We start from the raw sequence: 18,103 nt of genomic DNA, 5'->3' as shown, positions 1-18,103 counted from the left end.
GCGGGTCACCACCATCCAGCCTCAGTACCGCCCGAAGGCGAGAGCCACGTTGTGGCCACCGAATCCGAACGAGTTGTTGATGGCGTAACGGAAATCGCCGTAGCGAGGTTCGCCCGCGACAACATCGAGGTCGATCTCGGGATCTGGGGTTTCGTAGTTCAGTGTCGGCGGTATCACGCCGTCCCGAAGGCTCAATACCGTGAGAACAGATTCCAGCGCACCGACCGCTCCGATGGAGTGGCCCAGTGCGGATTTCGGTGCGTACACCGCGGCTTGCTCGCAGCCGGCGACGCGGATGGCGTTGGCCTCGGCCGTGTCACCGATCGGTGTCGCCGTCCCGTGGGCGTTGACGTGGTCAATGTCCTTGGGGGACAAGCCGGCCAACTCGAGCGACCGTTGCATCGCCCGGCCGGCGCGGACGCCGTCCGCAGCCGGCGCCACCATGTGGAACGCGTCCGACGTGATGCCGGCACCCATCAACCGGGCCAGCGGCTTGGCGCCGCGGGCCTTGGCGTGCTCCTCGGTCTCGATGAGCATCATGGCCCCGGCCTCGCCGAACACGAACCCGTCGCGGTCCTTGTCGAACGGCCGCGACGCGCGCTCGGGCTCGTCGTTGCGGGTCGACATGGCCCGCATCATCGAGAACGCCGCGATGGGCAGCGCCTCGATGGGGCCCTCGACGCCACCGCAGACGGCGACGTCCGCGTCACCCATGACGATCTGGCGCCAGGCGTGGGCGATCGCTTCGGAGCCCGACGAACAGGCCGACACCGGGGTGATCACCCCGGCCCGCGCCCCGAGCTGCAGGCCGACCACGGCCGCGGCGCCGTTGGGCATGATCATCTGAACGGCGAGCGGCGACACCTTGCGGGGCCCGCCCTCGTTCATCAGGTCGTAGCTCTCGACGATCCGTTCGGCGCCACCGAGCCCGGTGCCGACCACGACCGAGAACCGGTCGGGGTCGAGCTCCGGGTTGCCGGCGGTCTCCCACAGCTGAGTGCTGAGCAACTTGGCCAGCCGCTGGACGTAGGACATCCGGCGCAGGTCGAGCCTGCTCATGTGCTCGTCGATGGGCTCCTTGAGGTGCCCACCGATCTTGACGGGCAGGTCCCACTTGGTGACGAACTCGTCTTCGAGGACGTGGATGCCGCTTTCGCCGGCCAACAAACCCTTCCACGTGCTCTCGATGTCCGGCGCGATCGACGTCGTCGCCGTGACGGCGGTTACCACAACGCTGGGGTAACCGCCATTAGCAGTGGAAGGCTTGCTCACTTGTCCGCTTCCATCCTTGCCTTGACGTTCGCCACGGCGTCGGGGTTCTCGGTCTCCAGCTTGGCGCGCAGCGCCTCGGCAGCCTCGGGGTTCTCTTCCTCGAGCTTCTGGATGTAGGACACGACGTCACCAACGGTGCGCAGGCCGGCGAGGTCCTCGTCCGGGATCTTCACGCCGTACTTGTCCTCGGTCTGCACCGCGATCTCAACCATCGACAGCGAGTCGATGTCCAGGTCGTCCACGAAGGACTTCTCCGGGGTGACCTCGGACGGCTCGATACCGGTGACCTCTTCGATGATCTCCGCGATACCGGCGATGATTTCTTCCTGGCTGACGGCCACAGCGTCTTCCCTTCGTGATGTGTTGTGTTGATCGAACAGAGTGTTCTTATAGAGCGTTATGTGGTTGTACTGGATGCGGCTGTCAGAGTTCGGCCAGTGCGTCCAGGTCTGCGGGTGCCTTGACGGCGCGGGTGGCAACCCCCCGAAGTTCGCGTTTGGCGATACCGGTGAGAGTGCCCGCAGGGGGGAACTCCACCGCCGCCGTGATCTCCCGGTCACGCATGGTCGCCGTGCACAGGTCCCAGCGCACCGGCTGGGTCAGCTGGGCGACCAGCGCGTCCATCGCCGCGGCCGCCGAGGTGACGGGCTGTCCGTCGCGGTTGGACAGCAGCGTGGCGGTGGGCTCGGCGGTCGTGACCGCGGCCGCCGCGGCGGCGTAGCGGTCGAGGGCCGGAGCCATGTACTTGGTGTGGAATGCCCCGGCCACCCCGAGGGCGCGCACGCGGGCCTTGGCCGGCGGGTCCTCGGCCAGCTTCTCCAGCGCGGTCAGCGGGCCGGCGGCGACGATCTGGCCGGCGGCGTTGCGGTTGGCGGGGAACAGGTCGAGCTGCTCGAGACGGTTCAGCACCTCGGCCTCGTCACCACCGAGCACCGCGGACATGCCGGTCGGCTCGATGGCGCACGCCTTGGCCATCTCGGCGCCGCGGGTGGCGGCCAGCGCGACGGCGTCGTCGGCGGCCATCACACCGGCGATCGCGTAGGCCGCAATCTCGCCGACCGAGTGGCCCGCCACGATCAGGTCGGTGTCGGACAGCAGGCCGCGCTTGGTCATCTCCTGGTGGGCCAGCAGCGTGGCGGCGACGACCAGCGGCTGAGTGACCGCGGTGTCGGTGATCTCCTCGGTGGACGCGGTGGTGCCCAGCCGGACCAGGTCGAGGCCGCTGGCCTTCGACCACAAGTCGAGCTGGTCCGCGGCACCCGGCAGGTCGAGCCACGGCGAGAGCATCCCCTCGGTCTGTGAACCCTGTCCGGGCGCAAGCAATGCAATCACGTGTTTAAGAGAACACTGTGGAAACGGTTTTGGCGGGTGTAACAGATTATGAACCTGGTCTTAGGTTTTTGTGTAGTCCCCACAAAATAGCTCCGTAAGCTACGTGTTCGATACCGCGCCGCGACCTGTTGCCTGGATCACTATGACGCCGGTTGATCCGCGATTGCGGCCCTGACCGGCAGCGGAACGGGAGGCATCGTGGTGGCGCCGACGCTAGCGGGAGCGGTGGGGTAGTTCAGCTGGCCCACGGTCGCCGCCACGCGCAGGACATATGCGTCACGGGGCTGCGTGGGATCGCGTCCGGTGAAGTCGGTGATCCGCTTGAGCCGGTAGCGGACCGTGTTTGGATGAACGAACAACTTTCTGGCACAGGCCTCAATCGCACCGCCACAATCTAAGTAAGCGTCAAGAGTCTCGATCAGCGTGGGCCCCGCGTCGGCCAGCGGTCCCATGACGTCGGTGTGCAGCGCGACGATCGCCGACGCGTCGCCCATCAGGGCGCGTTCGGGCAGGAGCTCCCGCGCCTGAACGGGCCGGGGCGCCCCCCGCCAGCCGCCGACGGCGTTCATCCCGGAAATCGCCTCGCTGGCGCTGTGGTAGGCCGCGGTGAGCATCGGCGCCGTGGGCCCGATGACCACCGGGCCGTCGGAGAAGGCCTGCAGCAGGTCGCCGAGGAATTTGTCGGTTGGCGACAGTTGGCCGGACACGATGGCGACCAGCCAGGTGCCGTGCACGTCGGTGAGGGCGGCGCGGCCGTGCTGGGCGGCGATGTCGCGGACGTGCTGGCTGGCCCGCTGGTCGTCGCCCGGCCCGGTCGACCCGTCCCGCCCGGGTGCCGGGACGCCGACCACGACGGTCGCCGGGGCGGTGGTGTCCCAGTTCAGCGCGGCGGCCCGGGACAGCAACTCGGGGCCGGTGTCGCCGCGGACCACCGCGTCGACGACGCTGGCCTCCATCCGGCTGTCCCAGGTGCCCCGCGCCTCGGCCGCGTTGGCGTAGGCCGAGGCGGCGGTGAACGCCAGGTCGCGGCTGTACTTGAGGACGCCGACGGTCAGCGCGGTCAACTGCTCCTCGGAGCGCGCCACCAGGGGCAACACCTCTTCGAAGAACTCCATGGTGACGCGCACCATGTCCACGCTGTGCCGCAGCGCGATCCGGCGGGCCAGGTCCTGGGGCACCAGCTCGAAGGCCTGGGCGGTGTAGCTGACGTTGCTGTGCGGGTCCTGCATCCACTCGACGAAGTTGTTGATGGCCGTCTGCACCACCAGCGCCACGCTGGCCCGCTGCGAGGCTTCCAGGTCGGCGAAGAAGGGCAGCCGGTCCTGCATGACCGACACCGCCTCGGTGGCCAGCCGGCCGGAGTACTGCTTGAGCCGGCGCAACACCGAGTCCGGCACGGTGTTGAGCATTTCCAACGGCGACCGGGGCTGCTTGGCGAATGGGCCGGCGAACGGATTGTCATTCACCCCTAAAACCTACGCCACATTTTGGAAGTATCCACCAAGGCGGTGGGGGTTTGTACGGCCCCGCGGTGCCCGAGCGTCACGCTGGCGTGACGCTCGGGGGCGACCGCCACGCTGGCGTGACGCTCGGGGGCGACCGCCACGCTGGCGTGACGCTCGGCCGGGGAGGGGGCCTTGGGCCCTCAGGCCACGCCGGGGTCGGACGTCTGCTCGGGCGCGGCCAGGACGTCGTCGATGCGGTACTGGCGGGCGGCCGCGACCGGCACGGACGGGTCGATCTCGCCGTCGCGCGCCAACGCCTCCAGCACCGCCACCACCTGCGACTCGGCGTCGGTGTTGAAGTAGCGCCGCGCGGCCGGCCGGGTGTCGGAGAAGCCGAACCCGTCGGTGCCCAGCGTGACGAAGGTGCCCGGCACCCACGGCCGGATCTGCTCGGGGACGGCGCGCATCCAGTCCGACACGGCGATCACCGGCCCGCCGGCGCCCGACAGGGCCTGCGTCACATACGCCGTCCCGGCGGGCCGGTCGGGGTGGCGCAGCTTGGCCCTCTCGACGGATATGCCGTCGCGGTTCAGCTCGCCCCAGCTGGTCACCGACCACACGTCGGCGGCGACGTCCCACTCGGCGGCCAGCATCTCGGCCGCCTGCAGCGCCGACGGCATCGCCACCCCCGAGGCCAGGATCTGCGCCGTGTTGGCCCGCTGCTCGGTGGCGGCGCGGTAACGGTAGATGCCGCGCAGCACGCCCTCGGGATCGAGGTTCTCCGGCTCCGGGGGCTGCACGTACGGCTCGTTGTAGACGGTCATGTAGAAGTACACGTTCTCGGGGTTCTCCCCGAACATCCGCGCCAGCCCGCTCTCCACGATGTAGGCGATCTCGTAGGCGAAGGCCGGGTCGTAGGCGACCACGGCGGGGTTGGTGCTGGCCAGCAGCAGCGAGTGGCCGTCGGCGTGCTGCAGGCCCTCGCCGGTCAGCGTGGTGCGTCCCGCGGTGGCCCCGAGCAGGAAGCCGCGGGTCATCTGGTCGGCGGCGGCCCACAGGCCGTCGCCGGTGCGCTGGAAGCCGAACATCGAATAGAAGATGTAGATCGGGATCATCGGCTCGTTGTGCGTCGCGTACGACGTGCCGGCCGCGATGAACGAGCCCACCGACCCCGCCTCGTTGATGCCCTCGTGCAGGATCTGCCCGACTTCACTCTCCTTGTACGCCAGCATCAGCTCGGCGTCCACGGCGGTGTACAGCTGGCCGAGGCGGTTGTAGATCTTCAGCGACGGGAACCACGAGTCCATCCCGAACGTGCGCGCCTCGTCGGGAATGATCGGCACGATCCGCGGGCCAACCTCCTTGTCCCGCAACACTTCCTTGAAGGTGCGCACGGTCGCCATGGTGGTGGCGACCTCCTGGTTGCCCGAGCCCTTCTTCAGCGCCGCGTAGATGTCGCGGGCGGGCAGCTTGAGCGCCTTGGCCTTGGTGCGGCGCTCGGGCAGGAAGCCGCCCAGGGTGCGGCGGCGGTCGAGCATGTACCGGATCTCCGGTGCGTCGGGGCCCGGGTGGTAGTAGGGCGGCAGGTAGGGGTTCTCGTCCAGCTGGGCGTCGCTGATCGGGATCCTCATCGAGTCGCGGAAGTGCTTAAGGTCTTCCAGCGCAAGCTTTTTCATCTGATGGGTGGCGTTGCGGCCCTGGAAGTGCGCGCCCAGCGAGTAGCCCTTGATGGTCTTGGCCAGGATCACCGTCGGCTGGCCCTTGTGATCGACGGCCGCGCGGTAGGCGGCGTACACCTTGCGGTAGTCGTGGCCGCCGCGCTTGAGGTTCCAGATCTCGGCGTCGGTCATGTTCTCGACGAGCGCCTTGGTGCGCGGGTCGCGGCCGAAGAAGTGGTCGCGCACGTAGGCGCCGTCGTTGGCCTTGTAGGTCTGGTAGTCGCCGTCGGGCGTGGTGTTCATCAGGTTGACCAGCGCGCCGTCCCGGTCGGCGTGCAGCAGGGCGTCCCACTCGCGGCCCCACACCACCTTGATCACGTTCCAGCCGGCCCCGCGGAAGAACGACTCCAGCTCCTGGATGATCTTGCCGTTGCCGCGCACCGGGCCGTCGAGGCGCTGCAGGTTGCAGTTGATCACGAAGGTCAGGTTGTCCAGGCCCTCCAGCGCGCCGACGTGCGCCAGGCCACGGCTCTCGGGCTCGTCCATCTCGCCGTCGCCCAGGAAGCACCACACGTGCTGATCGGAGGTGTCCTTGATACCCCGATCGTGCAGGTAGTGGTTGAACCGCGCCTGGTAGATGGCGTTGAGCGGGCCCAGACCCATCGACACGGTGGGGAATTCCCAGAAGTCGGGCATCAGCCGCGGGTGCGGGTAGGACGGCAGCCCGCCGGCGGCGTGGCTGTGTTCCTGACGGAAGCCGTCGAGCCGGTCCTGGCTGAGCCGGCCCTCGAGGAAGGCGCGCGCATAGATCCCCGGCGAGGCGTGGCCCTGGATGAAGATCTGGTCACCGCCGCCGGGATGCGATTTGCCCCGGAAGAAGTGGTTGAAGCCGACCTCGTAGAGCGCCGCCGACGACGCGTAGGTCGAAATGTGCCCGCCCACGCCGACTCCCGGGCGCTGGGCGCGGTGCACCATGATCGCGGCGTTCCACCGGATCCACGCCCGGAAGCGCCGTTCGACGTCCTCGTCGCCGGGGAACCACGGTTCCAGTTCGGTCGGAATGGTGTTGACGTAATCGGTTGACGTGAGCGACGGAATGGCCACGCGCTGCTCGCCGGCCCGTTCCAGCAGCCGCAGCATCAGGTACCGCGCCCGCGCCGGGCCGGAGCGCTCCAGCAGGTCGTCGAACGACTCCAGCCACTCCGAGGTCTCCTCGGGGTCGATGTCGGGCAGGTACGACGCGACGCCTTCGCGGATCACCCGAACGCGGTCGGGTTCGCTTGCGCTGCTAGGGGTTTTGGCCAGATCGTGGCGCGCGAACTCGGTTGTCAACGCACTGCTCCTGTAGTTGGCGGGGCTTGTGCCCTCGGGGTGCTGTGCACCGTCTCCCCCTATGGTGCCGCACCGGCGTTTCGCGGGGCCAGCCGACGTCGGGTAGCCGACGCGGGTTCGCCCGGCGGACACGAACTCGTGCGTAGCGGAACGGTCGGGCAGGCCACCCGGTAACGTCATGAGCCGTGCTCATCGGATGGCGTGCCGTCCTTGCGGGGAGCTTCCCCAGGCGAGGCGCTCTGGCGCTCGGGTGTATCGCGGCCATGCTGATGGGGATCGTGGGGTGTACCACCGTCACCAACGGCACCGCCACGCCCGACACCCAGGTGGCCCCGGCCTACCGGCAGTCGGTGTCCGCGTCGGTGTCCGCGTCGTCGGCGACGTCACGGGTCCGCGAATCGCAGCGGCAACAGTCGCTGACCACCCGGGCGGTGCGCACCTCCTGCGACACCCTGGCCACGTCGAGCAAGGACGCGATCGACAAGGTGAACGTCTTCGTCGGCGCGTTCAACGCGGGCCGCAACACCGGCCCCACGGAGGGCCCCGCCATCGACGCGCTCAACAGCAGCGCCGACACGGTGGGCAACAGCGTCAACGACGCGCTGTCCCAGCCGCTGAAGGACGCGTTCAACGCGTACATCGACGCGGCCCGCGCGGTGGCCAACGCCATCGGCACGCACGCGGCGACGGGGGAGTTCAATCGGCGGGTGGACCGGCTCAACGACGCCAAGACGAAGGCGCTGAAACTGTGCCTGGCGGCCTTCTGAGGCGCCTCGTGAGGCGCGAGTGTCGACCCGGTCGGGGCTGTGCGACGATAATGCGCATCGCACGGCACAGATAGTGCGAAGAGATGCAAGGAGGCTCCACGGTGGTCGCGGCGGATCACGCCCCGGGCTACGCCCGCAAACTGGGCATCCAACGAGACCAAGTTGTCCAGGAATGGGGCTGGGACGAGGACACCGACGACGACATCCGCGCTGACGTCGAGGAAGCGTGCGGCGGTGACTTGCTCGACGAGGACACCGACGAGGTCGTCGACGTGGTGCTGCTGTGGTGGCGCGACGGGGACGGCGACCTGGTGGACACCCTGATGGACGCGATCGGCCCGCTGGCCGAAGACGGCGTGATCTGGGTGCTGACGCCCAAGACCGGCAAGCCCGGCCACGTGCTGCCGGCCGAGATCGCCGAGGCGGCCCCCACCGCAGGCCTGATGCCGACGTCGTCGGTCAACCTGGGCGACTGGAGCGCCAGCCGGCTGGTGCAGCCGAAGTCGCGAACCGGGAAGCGTTGATGCTGCCCGTCGGCGCCACCGCCCCGGACTTCACACTGCGCGACCAGAACCAACAGCGGGTCACCCTGAGCTCCTACCGCGGCTCCAAGAACGTGCTGCTGGTGTTCTTCCCGCTGGCGTTCACCGGCATCTGCCAGGGCGAGCTGGACCAGCTGCGCGATCACCTGCCCGACTACGAGAACGAGGACAGCGTGGCGCTGGCCATTTCGGTGGGGCCACCGCCCACGCACCGGATCTGGTCGCTGGAAAGCGGGTTCACCTTCCCGGTGCTGTCCGACTTCTGGCCGCACGGCGAGGTCAGCCGGGCCTACGGCGTGTTCAACGACGACGCCGGCTACTCCAACCGCGGCACGTTCGTCGTCGACCGGTCCGGCGTCATCCGGTTCGCCGAATGCAAACAGCCCGGCGAATCCCGAAACCAGCGGCTCTGGGTCGACGCGCTGGCGGCTTTGCGGGGCTGAAAGTTTTGGGTACCCGGGCGTGGTGCGTGTAGCCTGCCTCGGGCACGGGCGCGTAGCTCAGTGGTAGAGCTCTGGTTTTACACACCAGCGGTCGGCGGTTCGATACCGTCCGCGCCCACTCCCGGATTCCGGACCCGCGCGGGCGTCACGCCAGCGTGACGCTGGGCCCCGATTGTCGCGCTGGCGTTACGCTCGCGGCGTGAACGAACCCGTGCAGCCGTTTCGCATCGATGTTCCCGACGACGTCCTCGACGACCTGCGCGCGCGGCTGGCCCGCACCCGCTGGCCGGAAGCCGAATGCGTGGACGACTGGAGCCAGGGCATGCCGCTGGCCTACACCCGCGAGCTGGCCGGCTACTGGGCCGACGCATACGACTGGCGCTCCCGCGAGGCCGCGCTCAACCGGTTCGACCAGTACGTCACCGAGATCGACGGGCTGGGCATCCACTTCATCCACCAGCGCTCGCCGCACGAGGACGCCTTCCCGCTGCTGATCACCCACGGCTGGCCCGGCTCGATCGTGGAGTTCCACAAGGTGATCGAGCCGCTGACCACCCCGGCGTCCGGGCGCGCCGCGGACGCCTTCCACGTGATCTGCCCGTCGCTGCCGGGATACGGGTTCTCCGGCAAGCCCACCCGCACGGGCTGGGGCGTGGAGAGGATCGCGGCGGCCTGGGAGACGCTGATGCTGCGCCTGGGCTACGGGCGTTACGGCGCCCAGGGCGGCGACTGGGGCGCCGCCGTGACCACCCAGATCGGCCGAAACGGGGGGCACTGCGCGGGGATTCACCTCAACATGCCGATCGGGCGGCCCACCCCGGAGTCGCTGCAGAACCCGACGGACGAGGAGCGGCGGGCGATGGCCGCGATGGCCGAGCACCGCAAATGGGGCACCGGCTATTCCAAGCAGCAGTCCACCCGGCCCCAGACCCTGGGCTACGGGCTGGCCGATTCACCGGTGGGGCAACTGGCGTGGATCGTCGAGAAGTTCTGGGCGTGGGCCGATTGCGACGGGCATCCGGAGAACGTGTTCACCCGCGACGAACTCCTGGACAACGTGATGGTCTATTGGGTGACCAACACCGGCGCGTCCTCGGCCCGGCTGTACTGGGAGAGCTTCAGGGTGTGGGGGCAGCTGGACCGGGTCGTAATGCCCACGGGCGTGGCGGCTTTCCCGGGCGAGCTGCTGAAGGCGCCCAGAAGCTGGTGCGAACCGGTCTACAACATCACCCACTGGACGGCCATGGAGCGCGGCGGGCACTTCGCCGCGTTCGAGCAACCCGAGTTGTTCGTCGGGGACGTCCGCGCGTTCTTCGCCACCGTGCGCTAGACGATCCGCCGGCCCCGTCGCACCCGAAAACGCATGTCCCACAAGTAGATCTGATACCCGAGAAGCCAGATCCCGTGCGGCAGGAAGAGGTCGGCCAGCCGCAGCGCGGACAGCAGCCACTCGAACTGGCGCTGCTGGGCCGCCGACCAGTCCAGCCGCATCAGCGCGCGAAACTCCGGGGCCAGGAACCCCGTCGTCGCGAACAGGTTGAACCGGCCGGCCAGCACCCGCACCGGCCACGGCAAGAACGCCAGCGACGCCACGCCGCGCAGGTGCTCGCGCACCGGCGGGTCGATGCGCAGTTCGTCGAGCGTGCGTTTCCAGTACTCGTCGAACGCCGCTCGGTCCGGCGGCCACATCCGCTCGGGCACCTGCAGCGTGGTGCCCAGCCGCCTGGCGTTTAGGTAGACGGCGTCGGCGGCGGCCCCGTCCAGCGGTCCGTGCAGGAACTCGTGCTGGTCGACGAAGTAGCGGTACAGGCACGCGGCCACCCAGAGCTGCAGCTTGGGGTCGAAGGCGTTGTAGGGCACCGGGCTTGACGACGTGGAACGGACCTGCCGGTGGACGGCGTCCACGGCGCCGCGGATCAGCGCGCGGTCGGACTCCGTCCCGATGGCGGCGACGGCGAGGTAGGTGCCGGTGGTGCGCGCCCGCTTGAACGGATGCTTGTAGACGTTGCCGCTGTCGATCGGGCTTTCCAGCACGCCGTACCCGACGCCGGGCAGGGCCAGCTGCATGATCACGTTCGCGGCCGGGAGCAACAGTGCCGCCGGGTTCAGCAGGTCGGCGACCCGGGTCGCGGGCCGCTTCATCGCGGACGACGCCATGTCTTCGAGTCAACCACGTGTGAGACGCTGCCGGGGTGGTGGCGACGCGGACCAGGGCCGCCGGCGTGCTGGCCGGCTACCTGGCCGACCTCGCGCTGGGTGACCCGGCACGGGGACATCCGGTCGCGGCGTTCGGCCGGGCCGCCGCCCGGCTGGAGCGCGTGACGTACCGCGACAGCAGGGCCGCGGGGGCGGTGCACGTCGGGGCGCTGGTCGCAGCCTCGAGCGCGCTCGGCTGGATGCTGCAGCGCGCCGCCGACCGCGGCGGGCGGCCCTGGTCGGTCGCGGCGACGGCGGCGGCCGCCTGGGTGTCGGTGGGCGGAACCTCGTTGGCGCGCACGGGCTTGGCGATGGCGGAACTGCTGGAGGGCGGGGACGTCGAGGCCGCGCGCCGGCTGCTGCCGTCGCTGTGCGGGCGCGACCCGGCCTGGCTGGACGGCCCGGGCCTGGCGCGCGCGTCGCTGGAATCGGTCGCGGAAAACACCTCCGACGCACAGGTGGCGCCGCTGCTGTGCGCCGCCGTGGGCGGGGCGCCCGGGGTGCTGGCCTACCGCGCGATCAACACGCTGGACTCCATGATCGGCTACCGATCCGAACGCTATGCCCGATTCGGTTGGGCGGCGGCGCGATTGGACGACGCGGCCAACTATGTGGCGGCGCGGGTGACGGCGGCGCTGGTGGTGCTGTGCGCGCCGTTCGTCAGCGGGTCGCCCGCGGGTGCGGTGCGGGCCTGGCGCCGCGACGCCGCCCGCCACCCCAGCCCCAACGCCGGTGTCGTGGAGGCGGCCTTCGCCGGGGCGTTGGGCGTGCGGCTCGGCGGGCCCACCCAGTACCGGCACGAGTTGCAGATCCGGCCCACGCTGGGCGACGGTCACGAGCCGACGGTGGCCGACCTGCGCCGCACCGCCGCGCTGTCGCGGACGGTGCAGGCGGGGGCGGCGGTGCTGGCGGGGCTGGTGGCCTACCGGTGGCGGCCGTAGCGGTCGGCGAGTTTGGCCTCGACCGTCTTGGGGGGCGCGGGCGCCTCGGGGGCCGCGGTCTCGGCCTGCCGTTCCTTTTCCCGGCGGCGGGCGCGGATCTCGGAATACACGAAGTAGCCCAGCCCCAGCGGGGCGACGATGCCGAAGGAAATCCACTGGATGCCGTACGACAGGAACGGCCCGGCGTCCAGTTGCGGCACGCCGATCACGCCCAGCCCGCCGGGCTGGTCCTCGACCAACTGGAGATACGACCCGGCCAGCGGCACCTTCGTCAGCGCGGCGACCTGCGCGGTGCTGATCGAATACACCTGCTGCACGCCGTCCTGGGTGAAGGGGTCCTTGCCGGCGGCGACGGCCTGGGAGTCGCGCAGCCGCGCGGTGATGGTGACCGTGCCGCCGGGCGGGCGGGGGATCGGCGGGACGTGGGAGCCCTGGTCGGGCCGCACGTAACCCCGGTCGACGAGGACGGTGGGGCCGGCGTCGACGACGAACGGAGCCAGCACCTCGAACGCCGGCTTGCCCTCGATCACCCGCAGCCGGGCCAGCACCTGCACGTCGGGCAGGTAGTGCCCGGTGGCCGTCACGCGGCGCCACTGCGCGTCCGGCGCCGACGAATCCTGCTGCAGCAGTAGCGTTTTCAGCGGAACGGGCGCGGTGTTGAGGGAGTATTCGATCTGCCGGTTCTCCCGCGACGTCCGGTTGTGCTTGCCCAGCTGCCAGGGTGCGAGCACCGTGAAGCACAGGTAGGTGAAGGCGACGACCACCAGGCCCAGGGCTATCCAGCCGGGCCGCAGCAGGAACGCCAGCCGACGCATGTCAACCGGATCCGTTCCGGCCGAGCCGATCGTCGACCCAGTCGTGCAGGCCGGGCAGCGAGGCCTCGATGACGGTGAAGACGTCCTCGAAGTCCTGCGCGTCGCCGTAGTACGGGTCCTCGACGTCGAGGGCGTGGGCGCCCGAACGCGGGTCGAAGGACCGCAACATCCGCACCCGCTCCTCGTCGACGCCCAGCTGGTGCAGCATCCGAAGATGGTTGCGGCCCAACGCCACCACCAGGTCGGCCGCCAGGTGGTCGGCGTCGACCTGCGCGGCCCGGTGCTCGGTGGGGTAGCCGTGGGCGCGCAGGACATCGGTCGCCCGGTCGTCGGCGCACTGGCCGACGTGCCAGTTGCCGGTGCCGGCGCTGGTCACCCGCACCGCGTCCGCCAGGCCGCGGCACCGGAGCTGGTCGGCGAACATCTTCTCGGCCATCACCGACCGGCAGATGTTCCCCGTGCAGACGAACGTGATGTGCAGCTGCTCGCGCCGACGACGATGCGGGCCGTCCGACGGCCCGCTGAGGAGTGGCGCATTCGGCCCTTGCTCAGACACCCAGCACCGCCCGCAGTTCGTCGACGGTCGCGGCGTGCGTCACGGCCGTGCTCCCGGCGGCCGCCGCGCCGTCGGGGAAGTCGGCCCGCCCGTAGCCCCAGCCCACCACCACGGTGTCGATGCCGTGGGCGGCCGCGCCGTGCACGTCGTGGCTGCGGTCGCCGACCATGAGCACCCGCTCGGGCAGCGGCCGCAGCTGCTCCAGCGCGTGCGCCAGCACCTCGACCTTGGTCCTGCGCGAGCCGTCGGGGCTGGCCCCGGCGATCACCTCGAAGTGCCGATCGAGCCCGAAGTGGGCGAGGATCCGCCGCGCCGTCGGCTCCAGCTTCGAGGTGGCCACGGCCAGCCGCACGCCCGCGGCTTCTAGGTCGGCCAGCAGCGGCTCGATGCCGTCGAACAGCGTGTTCATCGCCCAGCCCCGGCTGCCATATTCGGCGCGGAAGGCCGCGATCGCCTGCTCGGCGCCCTCGCCCAGCATGGTGCGGAAGGTGTCGTCCATCGGCGGGCCCACGATCCGGGCCACCAGATCGCCGTCGGGCACCGCGACGCCGACGTGGTCGAGCGCGTGCAGGAAGCTGGCGACGATCCCCTCGGCCGAATCGGTGAGCGTGCCGTCGAGGTCGAAGATCACCAGCTGCGCCGCGGCGCGCGACGACGCCGCTTCGGCGCCGGAGGCGGGGCGATCCGCCGAGGTAGTCCCTGTCACCTCACCATTGTCCTCGATGGGGCCGCGGCCGGGTGTGACGGTGTCGATGTCACGCCCCCAAGCGGCCCACTAGTGTTTCTCGGATGGCGAGTCTGAACCTGAGCCCGCCTGCGGTGCGCTATCACGGCGATCAGGCCGTCGCACCCGGGATGCTGGATTTCGCCGTCAACGTTCGGCACGCGCAACCCACCGAGTGGCTGGTGGGGCGGCTGGCCGCCCGGTTGCCGGACCTGGCGCACTACCCGAGCGCCCAGGACGTGCGCGCGGCGCAGGACGCCGTCGCCGCGCGGCACGGCCGGGCCCGCCACGAGGTGCTGCCCCTGGCCGGGGCCGCCGAGGGGTTCGCCTTGCTGAGCAACCTGCGCCCCGCCCGGGCTGCGGTCGTCGCGCCGTCGTTCACCGAGCCGGCGGACGCGCTGACCGCCGCCGGGGTGCCGGTGCACCACGTCGTCCTCGAATCGCCGTTCGGCCTGGACGGGGTGGCCGTTCCCGACGACGCCGACCTGGTCGTGGTCGGCAACCCGACCAACCCCACCGCGGTGGTGCACACCCGCGAGCAGCTCCTCGCGCTGCGCCGCCCCGGCCGCATCCTGGTGGTCGACGAGGCGTTCGCCGATTCGATTCCGGGCGAACCGGACTCGCTGGCCGGTGATTCGCTGCCTGACGTGCTGGTGCTGCGCAGCCTGACCAAGACGTGGGCGCTGGCGGGATTGCGGGTGGGTTACGCCCTGGGCTCGCCGGAGGTGCTGGCCCGGCTGACCGCCCAGCGGGCGCATTGGCCGGTGGGCACGCTGCAGCTGACCGCCATCGCGGCGTGCTGCGGCCGGCAGGCCGTCGCCGAGGCGGCGGCCGGTGCGGTGCGGCTGGCGGAGTTGCGCGCCGAGATGGTGGCCGGCCTGACGTCGGTGGGCGCCGAGGTGGTCGACGGCCGGGCGCCGTTCGTGCTGTTCCGCATGCCGGGTGCCGAGATAATCCGAAAGAGTTTGCGGGACAAGGAGATTGCCATCCGCCGCTGTGATACGTTCGTCGGCCTGGACGAGAGCTACCTGCGGGCCGCGGTGCGCCGGGAGTGGCCGCTGCTGGTGCAGGCCATCGCGGAGGTGTGCCCGTGAGCGTGCGACTCGCCGACGTCATCGGCGTGCTGGACGAGGCCTACCCGCCGCGGCTGGCCGAACCGTGGGACTCGGTGGGCCTGGTGTGCGGCGACCCCGACGACGCGGTGGAGTCGGTGACCGTCGCGGTCGACGCGACGCCCGCCGTCGTCGACGAAGTTCCCGCGGGCGGCCTGCTGCTGGCCCATCACCCGCTGCTGTTGCGTGGGGTCGACAGGGTGGCGGCCAGCACGCCCAAGGGCGCGCTGGTGCACCGCCTGATCCGAACGGGCCGTTCGTTGTTCACCGCGCACACCAACGCCGACTCGGCGTCGCCGGGGGTGTCGGACGCGCTGGCGCACGCGCTCGGCCTCACCGTGGAGGCGGCCCTCGAGCCGCGAACGGTCGCGCCCGACCTGGACAAGTGGGTGGTCTACGTGCCGCGCGAGAACGCGCAAGCGGTGCAGGCGGCGATGTTCGGGGCCGGCGCCGGGCACATCGGCGACTATTCGCACTGCAGCTGGAGCGTCAGCGGCATCGGGCAGTTCCTGCCGCACGAGGGGGCGACGCCCGCGGTCGGCAGCGTCGGCACCGTCGAGCAGGTGGCCGAGGACCGGTTCGAGGTGGTCGCGCCCGCGCGGATCCGGGCGGCCGTGCTGGCGGCGATGCGCGCCGCCCATCCCTACGAGGAACCCGCGTTCGACGTCTTGGCGTTGCTGCCCCCGCCCGGGGACGCCGGGCTGGGCCGCATCGGCGCCCTGCCGCGGCCCGAACCGCTGCGCGACTTCGTGTCGCGCGTCGATGCCGCGCTGCCGCGGACGGCGTGGGGCGTCCGCGCGTCGGGCGACCCCGACATGCCGGTGTCGCGGGTGGCCGTCTGCGGCGGTGCGGGCGACTCGCTGCTCGCGACCGCGGCCGGCGCGGGCGTGCAGGCCTACGTCACGGCGGACCTGCGGCACCACCCGGCCGACGAGCATCGGCGGGCCTCCGGGGTGGCGCTGGTCGACGTGGCGCACTGGGCGAGCGAGTTTCCCTGGTGCGACCAGGCCGCCGACCTGCTGCGGTCCCGTTTCGGTGCGGCGCTGCCGGTCCGGGTGTGCACGATTCGCACCGACCCATGGAACATGGGTGGGTGCAGCGACGAGACCGGGGGTGAGGCGTGATGAAGGCCGAAGTCGCTCAGCAGCGTTCGCTGCTCGAGCTGTCGCAGCTGGATGCGGAGCTGTCGCGCATCACGCACCGGGCCGGCCACCTGGCGGAGCAACAGGCCTACGAGCGGGTGCGCGACGAACTCACCGCCGCGGCCGACCGCGTGGGCGCCGTCCGGATCGCGTTGGAGGACATCGACGGTCAGGTGTCGCGGTTCGAGTCCGAGATCGAGTCGGTGCGCCAGCGCGAGGACCGCGATCGGTCCCTGCTGGAGTCGGGCGCCGCCGACGCCAAGCAGCTCTCGGATCTGCAGCACGAGCTGGAGACCCTGACGCGGCGCCAGGCCTCCCTGGAGGATTCGCTGCTGGACGTGCTGGAGCGCCGCGAGGAGCTGCAGTCCCAACTGGATGACGCGCAGGGCAAGGTCGAGGCGCTGGAGGCCGAATTGGCCGGCGCCAGAAAGGCTCTCGACGACGCGCTCACCGAAATCGACGAGGCCCGCCAGGCCCATTCCGCGCGGCGCGAAACGCTGAGCGCGGCGCTGGATCCCGCGCTGTCCGCGCTGTACGAACGGCAACGGGCCGGGGGAGGACCGGGCGCCGGGCCGTTGCTGGGGCGCCGGTGCGGCGCCTGCCGCCTGGAGATCGACCGCGGCGAAATGTCGCGCATCTCCGCCGCCGCGGAGGACGACGTGGTGCGATGCCCGGAGTGTGGCGCGATCCTGTTGCGGGTCAAGGGGTTTGATCAGTGAAGGTGGTGATCGAGGCCGACGGCGGGTCGCGCGGCAATCCCGGTCCGGCCGGGTACGGCGCGGTGGTGTGGGCCGAGGACCGCTCGACGGCGCTGGCGGAGACGAAGCAGGCCATCGGCCACGCCACCAACAACGTGGCCGAGTACCGGGGCCTGCTGGCCGGTTTGGACGACGCCCTGCGGGTCGGCGCCACCGAGGCCGCGGTCTTCCTGGATTCCAAGCTGTTGGTGGAGCAGATGTCGGGGCGGTGGAAGGTCAAGCACCCCGACCTGGTGGAGTTGCACGGGCAGGCCCGGAAGCTGGCGGCGCGGTTCGACCGGATCAGCTACACGTGGATTCCGCGGGACCGCAACTCCTACGCCGACCGGTTGGCCAACGAGGCGATGGACGCCGCCGCGGCCGGCGACCCGGTGGAGGCCGAGCGTCCCGCGGAAGCCGCGGCGCCTTCGCCGCAGGCGCCCGGCTGGACCGGTGCGCGCGGCACCCCGACCAGGCTGCTGTTGCTCCGGCACGGGCAGACCGAGCTGTCGGTGCAGCGCCGGTATTCGGGCCGCGGCAACCCGGCGCTCACCGAGGTGGGGCGCCGGCAGGCCGACGCCGCGGCGCGTTATCTGGCGCAGCGCGGCGGGATCTCGGCGGTGTTCGCCTCGCCGCTGCAGCGGGCCTACGACACCGCGGCCCGGGCGGCCAAGGCGCTCGGGCTGGACGTGACGGTCGACGACGACCTGATCGAGACCGATTTCGGGGCCTGGGAGGGGCTGACGTTCGGCGAGGCCGCCGAGCGGGACCCGGAGTTGCACGGCCGCTGGCTGCGCGACACCGGCACGACGCCGCCGGGCGGGGAGAGCTTCGACGACGTGCTCGATCGCGTCGTCGCGGCCCGCGAACGGATCGTCGCCGCGCACCAGGGCACGACGGTGCTGGTGGTCTCGCACGTGACGCCGATCAAGATGCTGCTCCGGCTGGCGCTGGAGGCGGGCCCGGGCATCCTCTACCGCCTGCACCTCGACCTGGCGTCGCTGAGCATCGCCGAGTTCTATTCCGACGGAGCGTCTTCCGTGCGGCTGGTGAACCAGACGGCGTACCTATAGCCGGTGTAAGGAGGCG

The 18,103-nt window shown here is 70.8% G+C and carries 18 protein-coding genes and 1 tRNA gene; 10 read left to right on the top strand and 9 right to left on the bottom strand.

Translation table 11 applies throughout. The features are described from left to right. Positions 1–21 precede the first annotated feature (21 nt). The 5 genes from kasA to aceE form a co-directional block, all read right to left on the bottom strand. Positions 22–1,272 carry a 3-oxoacyl-ACP synthase KasA gene (gene kasA, locus HMPREF0591_RS22105; RefSeq protein WP_040623628.1) on the bottom strand — a complete coding sequence of 417 codons (1,251 nt, stop codon included), beginning with the start codon at positions 1,270–1,272 and terminating at the stop codon, positions 22–24. Beyond that, entirely contained in the window at positions 1,269–1,613 is a 345-nt protein-coding gene (gene acpM / locus HMPREF0591_RS22100) for a meromycolate extension acyl carrier protein AcpM (RefSeq protein WP_007170888.1), read from the bottom strand. Before acpM ends, kasA begins: the two co-directional genes overlap by 4 nt. Before the next feature lie 82 nt (positions 1,614–1,695). Then, positions 1,696–2,604, bottom strand: a complete 909-nt coding sequence (locus HMPREF0591_RS22095; RefSeq protein WP_040623627.1) for an ACP S-malonyltransferase — start codon at positions 2,602–2,604, stop codon at positions 1,696–1,698. A 140-nt stretch (positions 2,605–2,744) separates the two neighbouring features. Next, positions 2,745–4,070, bottom strand: a complete 1,326-nt coding sequence (locus tag HMPREF0591_RS22090) for a PucR family transcriptional regulator (protein WP_007170886.1) — start codon at positions 4,068–4,070, stop codon at positions 2,745–2,747. 179 nt (positions 4,071–4,249) lie between these two features. Next, on the bottom strand, positions 4,250–7,039 hold the full coding sequence (gene aceE / locus HMPREF0591_RS22085) for a pyruvate dehydrogenase (acetyl-transferring), homodimeric type (RefSeq protein ID WP_007170885.1): 2,790 nt from the start codon (positions 7,037–7,039) through the stop codon (positions 4,250–4,252). A 185-nt stretch (positions 7,040–7,224) separates the two neighbouring features. Here aceE and HMPREF0591_RS22080 point away from each other — a divergent pair, with 185 nt between their 5' ends. The 5 genes from HMPREF0591_RS22080 (at position 7,225) to HMPREF0591_RS22060 (ending at position 10,121) form a co-directional block, all read left to right on the top strand. After that, positions 7,225–7,806, top strand: a complete 582-nt coding sequence (locus tag HMPREF0591_RS22080; protein WP_040623625.1) for a hypothetical protein — start codon at positions 7,225–7,227, stop codon at positions 7,804–7,806. A gap of 101 nt (positions 7,807–7,907) precedes the next feature. Beyond that, complete coding sequence (locus HMPREF0591_RS22075) at positions 7,908–8,330, top strand: DUF3052 domain-containing protein (protein ID WP_040623708.1); 423 nt, start codon at positions 7,908–7,910, stop codon at positions 8,328–8,330. After that, positions 8,330–8,791 (top strand): peroxiredoxin, encoded by a 462-nt coding sequence (locus tag HMPREF0591_RS22070; protein ID WP_007170882.1) that lies wholly within the window; start codon positions 8,330–8,332, stop codon positions 8,789–8,791. The genes HMPREF0591_RS22075 and HMPREF0591_RS22070 overlap by 1 nt, the downstream gene beginning before the upstream one ends. A gap of 46 nt (positions 8,792–8,837) precedes the next feature. Further along, a tRNA-Val gene (locus HMPREF0591_RS22065) sits at positions 8,838–8,909 on the top strand. Between the two features lie 93 nt (positions 8,910–9,002). After that, positions 9,003–10,121, top strand: a complete 1,119-nt coding sequence (locus HMPREF0591_RS22060) for an epoxide hydrolase family protein (RefSeq protein WP_040623706.1) — start codon at positions 9,003–9,005, stop codon at positions 10,119–10,121. Here HMPREF0591_RS22060 and HMPREF0591_RS22055 read toward each other — a convergent pair. Continuing rightward, positions 10,118–10,933: an oxygenase MpaB family protein gene (locus HMPREF0591_RS22055; protein WP_040623704.1), complete on the bottom strand. Its 816-nt coding sequence runs from the start codon at positions 10,931–10,933 to the stop codon at positions 10,118–10,120. The two genes, HMPREF0591_RS22060 and HMPREF0591_RS22055, sit on opposite strands and share 4 nt — an antisense overlap. Positions 10,934–10,983: 50 nt before the next feature. Here HMPREF0591_RS22055 and HMPREF0591_RS22050 point away from each other — a divergent pair, with 50 nt between their 5' ends. Further along, positions 10,984–11,928, top strand: a complete 945-nt coding sequence (locus HMPREF0591_RS22050) for a cobalamin biosynthesis protein (protein WP_007170879.1) — start codon at positions 10,984–10,986, stop codon at positions 11,926–11,928. Here the strand turns inward: HMPREF0591_RS22050 and HMPREF0591_RS22045 are convergent. The 3 genes from HMPREF0591_RS22045 to HMPREF0591_RS22035 form a co-directional block, all read right to left on the bottom strand. After that, positions 11,910–12,743: an SURF1 family cytochrome oxidase biogenesis protein gene (locus tag HMPREF0591_RS22045; RefSeq protein WP_007170878.1), complete on the bottom strand. Its 834-nt coding sequence runs from the start codon at positions 12,741–12,743 to the stop codon at positions 11,910–11,912. The genes HMPREF0591_RS22050 and HMPREF0591_RS22045 overlap by 19 nt on opposite strands. 1 nt (position 12,744) lies before the next feature. Then, positions 12,745–13,224, bottom strand: coding sequence for a low molecular weight protein-tyrosine-phosphatase (locus HMPREF0591_RS22040; protein WP_040623703.1), 480 nt, complete (start codon positions 13,222–13,224; stop codon positions 12,745–12,747). Positions 13,225–13,291: 67 nt separating this feature from the next. Beyond that, complete coding sequence (locus tag HMPREF0591_RS22035) at positions 13,292–14,005, bottom strand: HAD-IA family hydrolase (protein WP_007170876.1); 714 nt, start codon at positions 14,003–14,005, stop codon at positions 13,292–13,294. A gap of 83 nt (positions 14,006–14,088) precedes the next feature. On the opposite strand from HMPREF0591_RS22035, the gene cobC reads away from it, so the two are divergent. The 4 genes from cobC to HMPREF0591_RS22015 are packed head-to-tail and all read left to right on the top strand — an operon-like array spanning position 14,089 to position 18,087. After that, positions 14,089–15,117 (top strand): Rv2231c family histidinol phosphate aminotransferase CobC, encoded by a 1,029-nt coding sequence (cobC, locus tag HMPREF0591_RS22030; RefSeq protein ID WP_007170875.1) that lies wholly within the window; start codon positions 14,089–14,091, stop codon positions 15,115–15,117. Next, entirely contained in the window at positions 15,114–16,259 is a 1,146-nt protein-coding gene (locus HMPREF0591_RS22025; protein WP_040623700.1) for a Nif3-like dinuclear metal center hexameric protein, read from the top strand. The genes cobC and HMPREF0591_RS22025 overlap by 4 nt, the downstream gene beginning before the upstream one ends. After that, positions 16,259–16,996: a zinc ribbon domain-containing protein gene (locus tag HMPREF0591_RS22020; RefSeq protein WP_007170873.1), complete on the top strand. Its 738-nt coding sequence runs from the start codon at positions 16,259–16,261 to the stop codon at positions 16,994–16,996. The genes HMPREF0591_RS22025 and HMPREF0591_RS22020 overlap by 1 nt, the downstream gene beginning before the upstream one ends. After that, positions 16,993–18,087, top strand: coding sequence for a bifunctional RNase H/acid phosphatase (locus HMPREF0591_RS22015; RefSeq protein WP_007170872.1), 1,095 nt, complete (start codon positions 16,993–16,995; stop codon positions 18,085–18,087). The genes HMPREF0591_RS22020 and HMPREF0591_RS22015 overlap by 4 nt, the downstream gene beginning before the upstream one ends. Positions 18,088–18,103 lie beyond the last annotated feature (16 nt).

The sequence above is a fragment of the Mycobacterium parascrofulaceum ATCC BAA-614 genome (assembly GCF_000164135.1).
GTDB classification, from domain to species: Bacteria; Actinomycetota; Actinomycetes; order Mycobacteriales; family Mycobacteriaceae; genus Mycobacterium; species Mycobacterium parascrofulaceum.
This window is presented reverse-complemented; position numbering and strand designations above follow the sequence as displayed.

Coding starts and splice junctions, on each gene's coding strand:
- HMPREF0591_RS22070 (WP_007170882.1), top strand. CDS start 8,330: ATGCTGCCCGTCGGCGCCACCGCCCCGGACTTCACACTGCGCGACCAG.
- HMPREF0591_RS22055 (WP_040623704.1), bottom strand. CDS start 10,933: ATGAAGCGGCCCGCGACCCGGGTCGCCGACCTGCTGAACCCGGCGGCA.
- HMPREF0591_RS22045 (WP_007170878.1), bottom strand. CDS start 12,743: ATGCGTCGGCTGGCGTTCCTGCTGCGGCCCGGCTGGATAGCCCTGGGC.
- cobC (WP_007170875.1), top strand. CDS start 14,089: ATGGCGAGTCTGAACCTGAGCCCGCCTGCGGTGCGCTATCACGGCGAT.
- HMPREF0591_RS22020 (WP_007170873.1), top strand. CDS start 16,259: ATGAAGGCCGAAGTCGCTCAGCAGCGTTCGCTGCTCGAGCTGTCGCAG.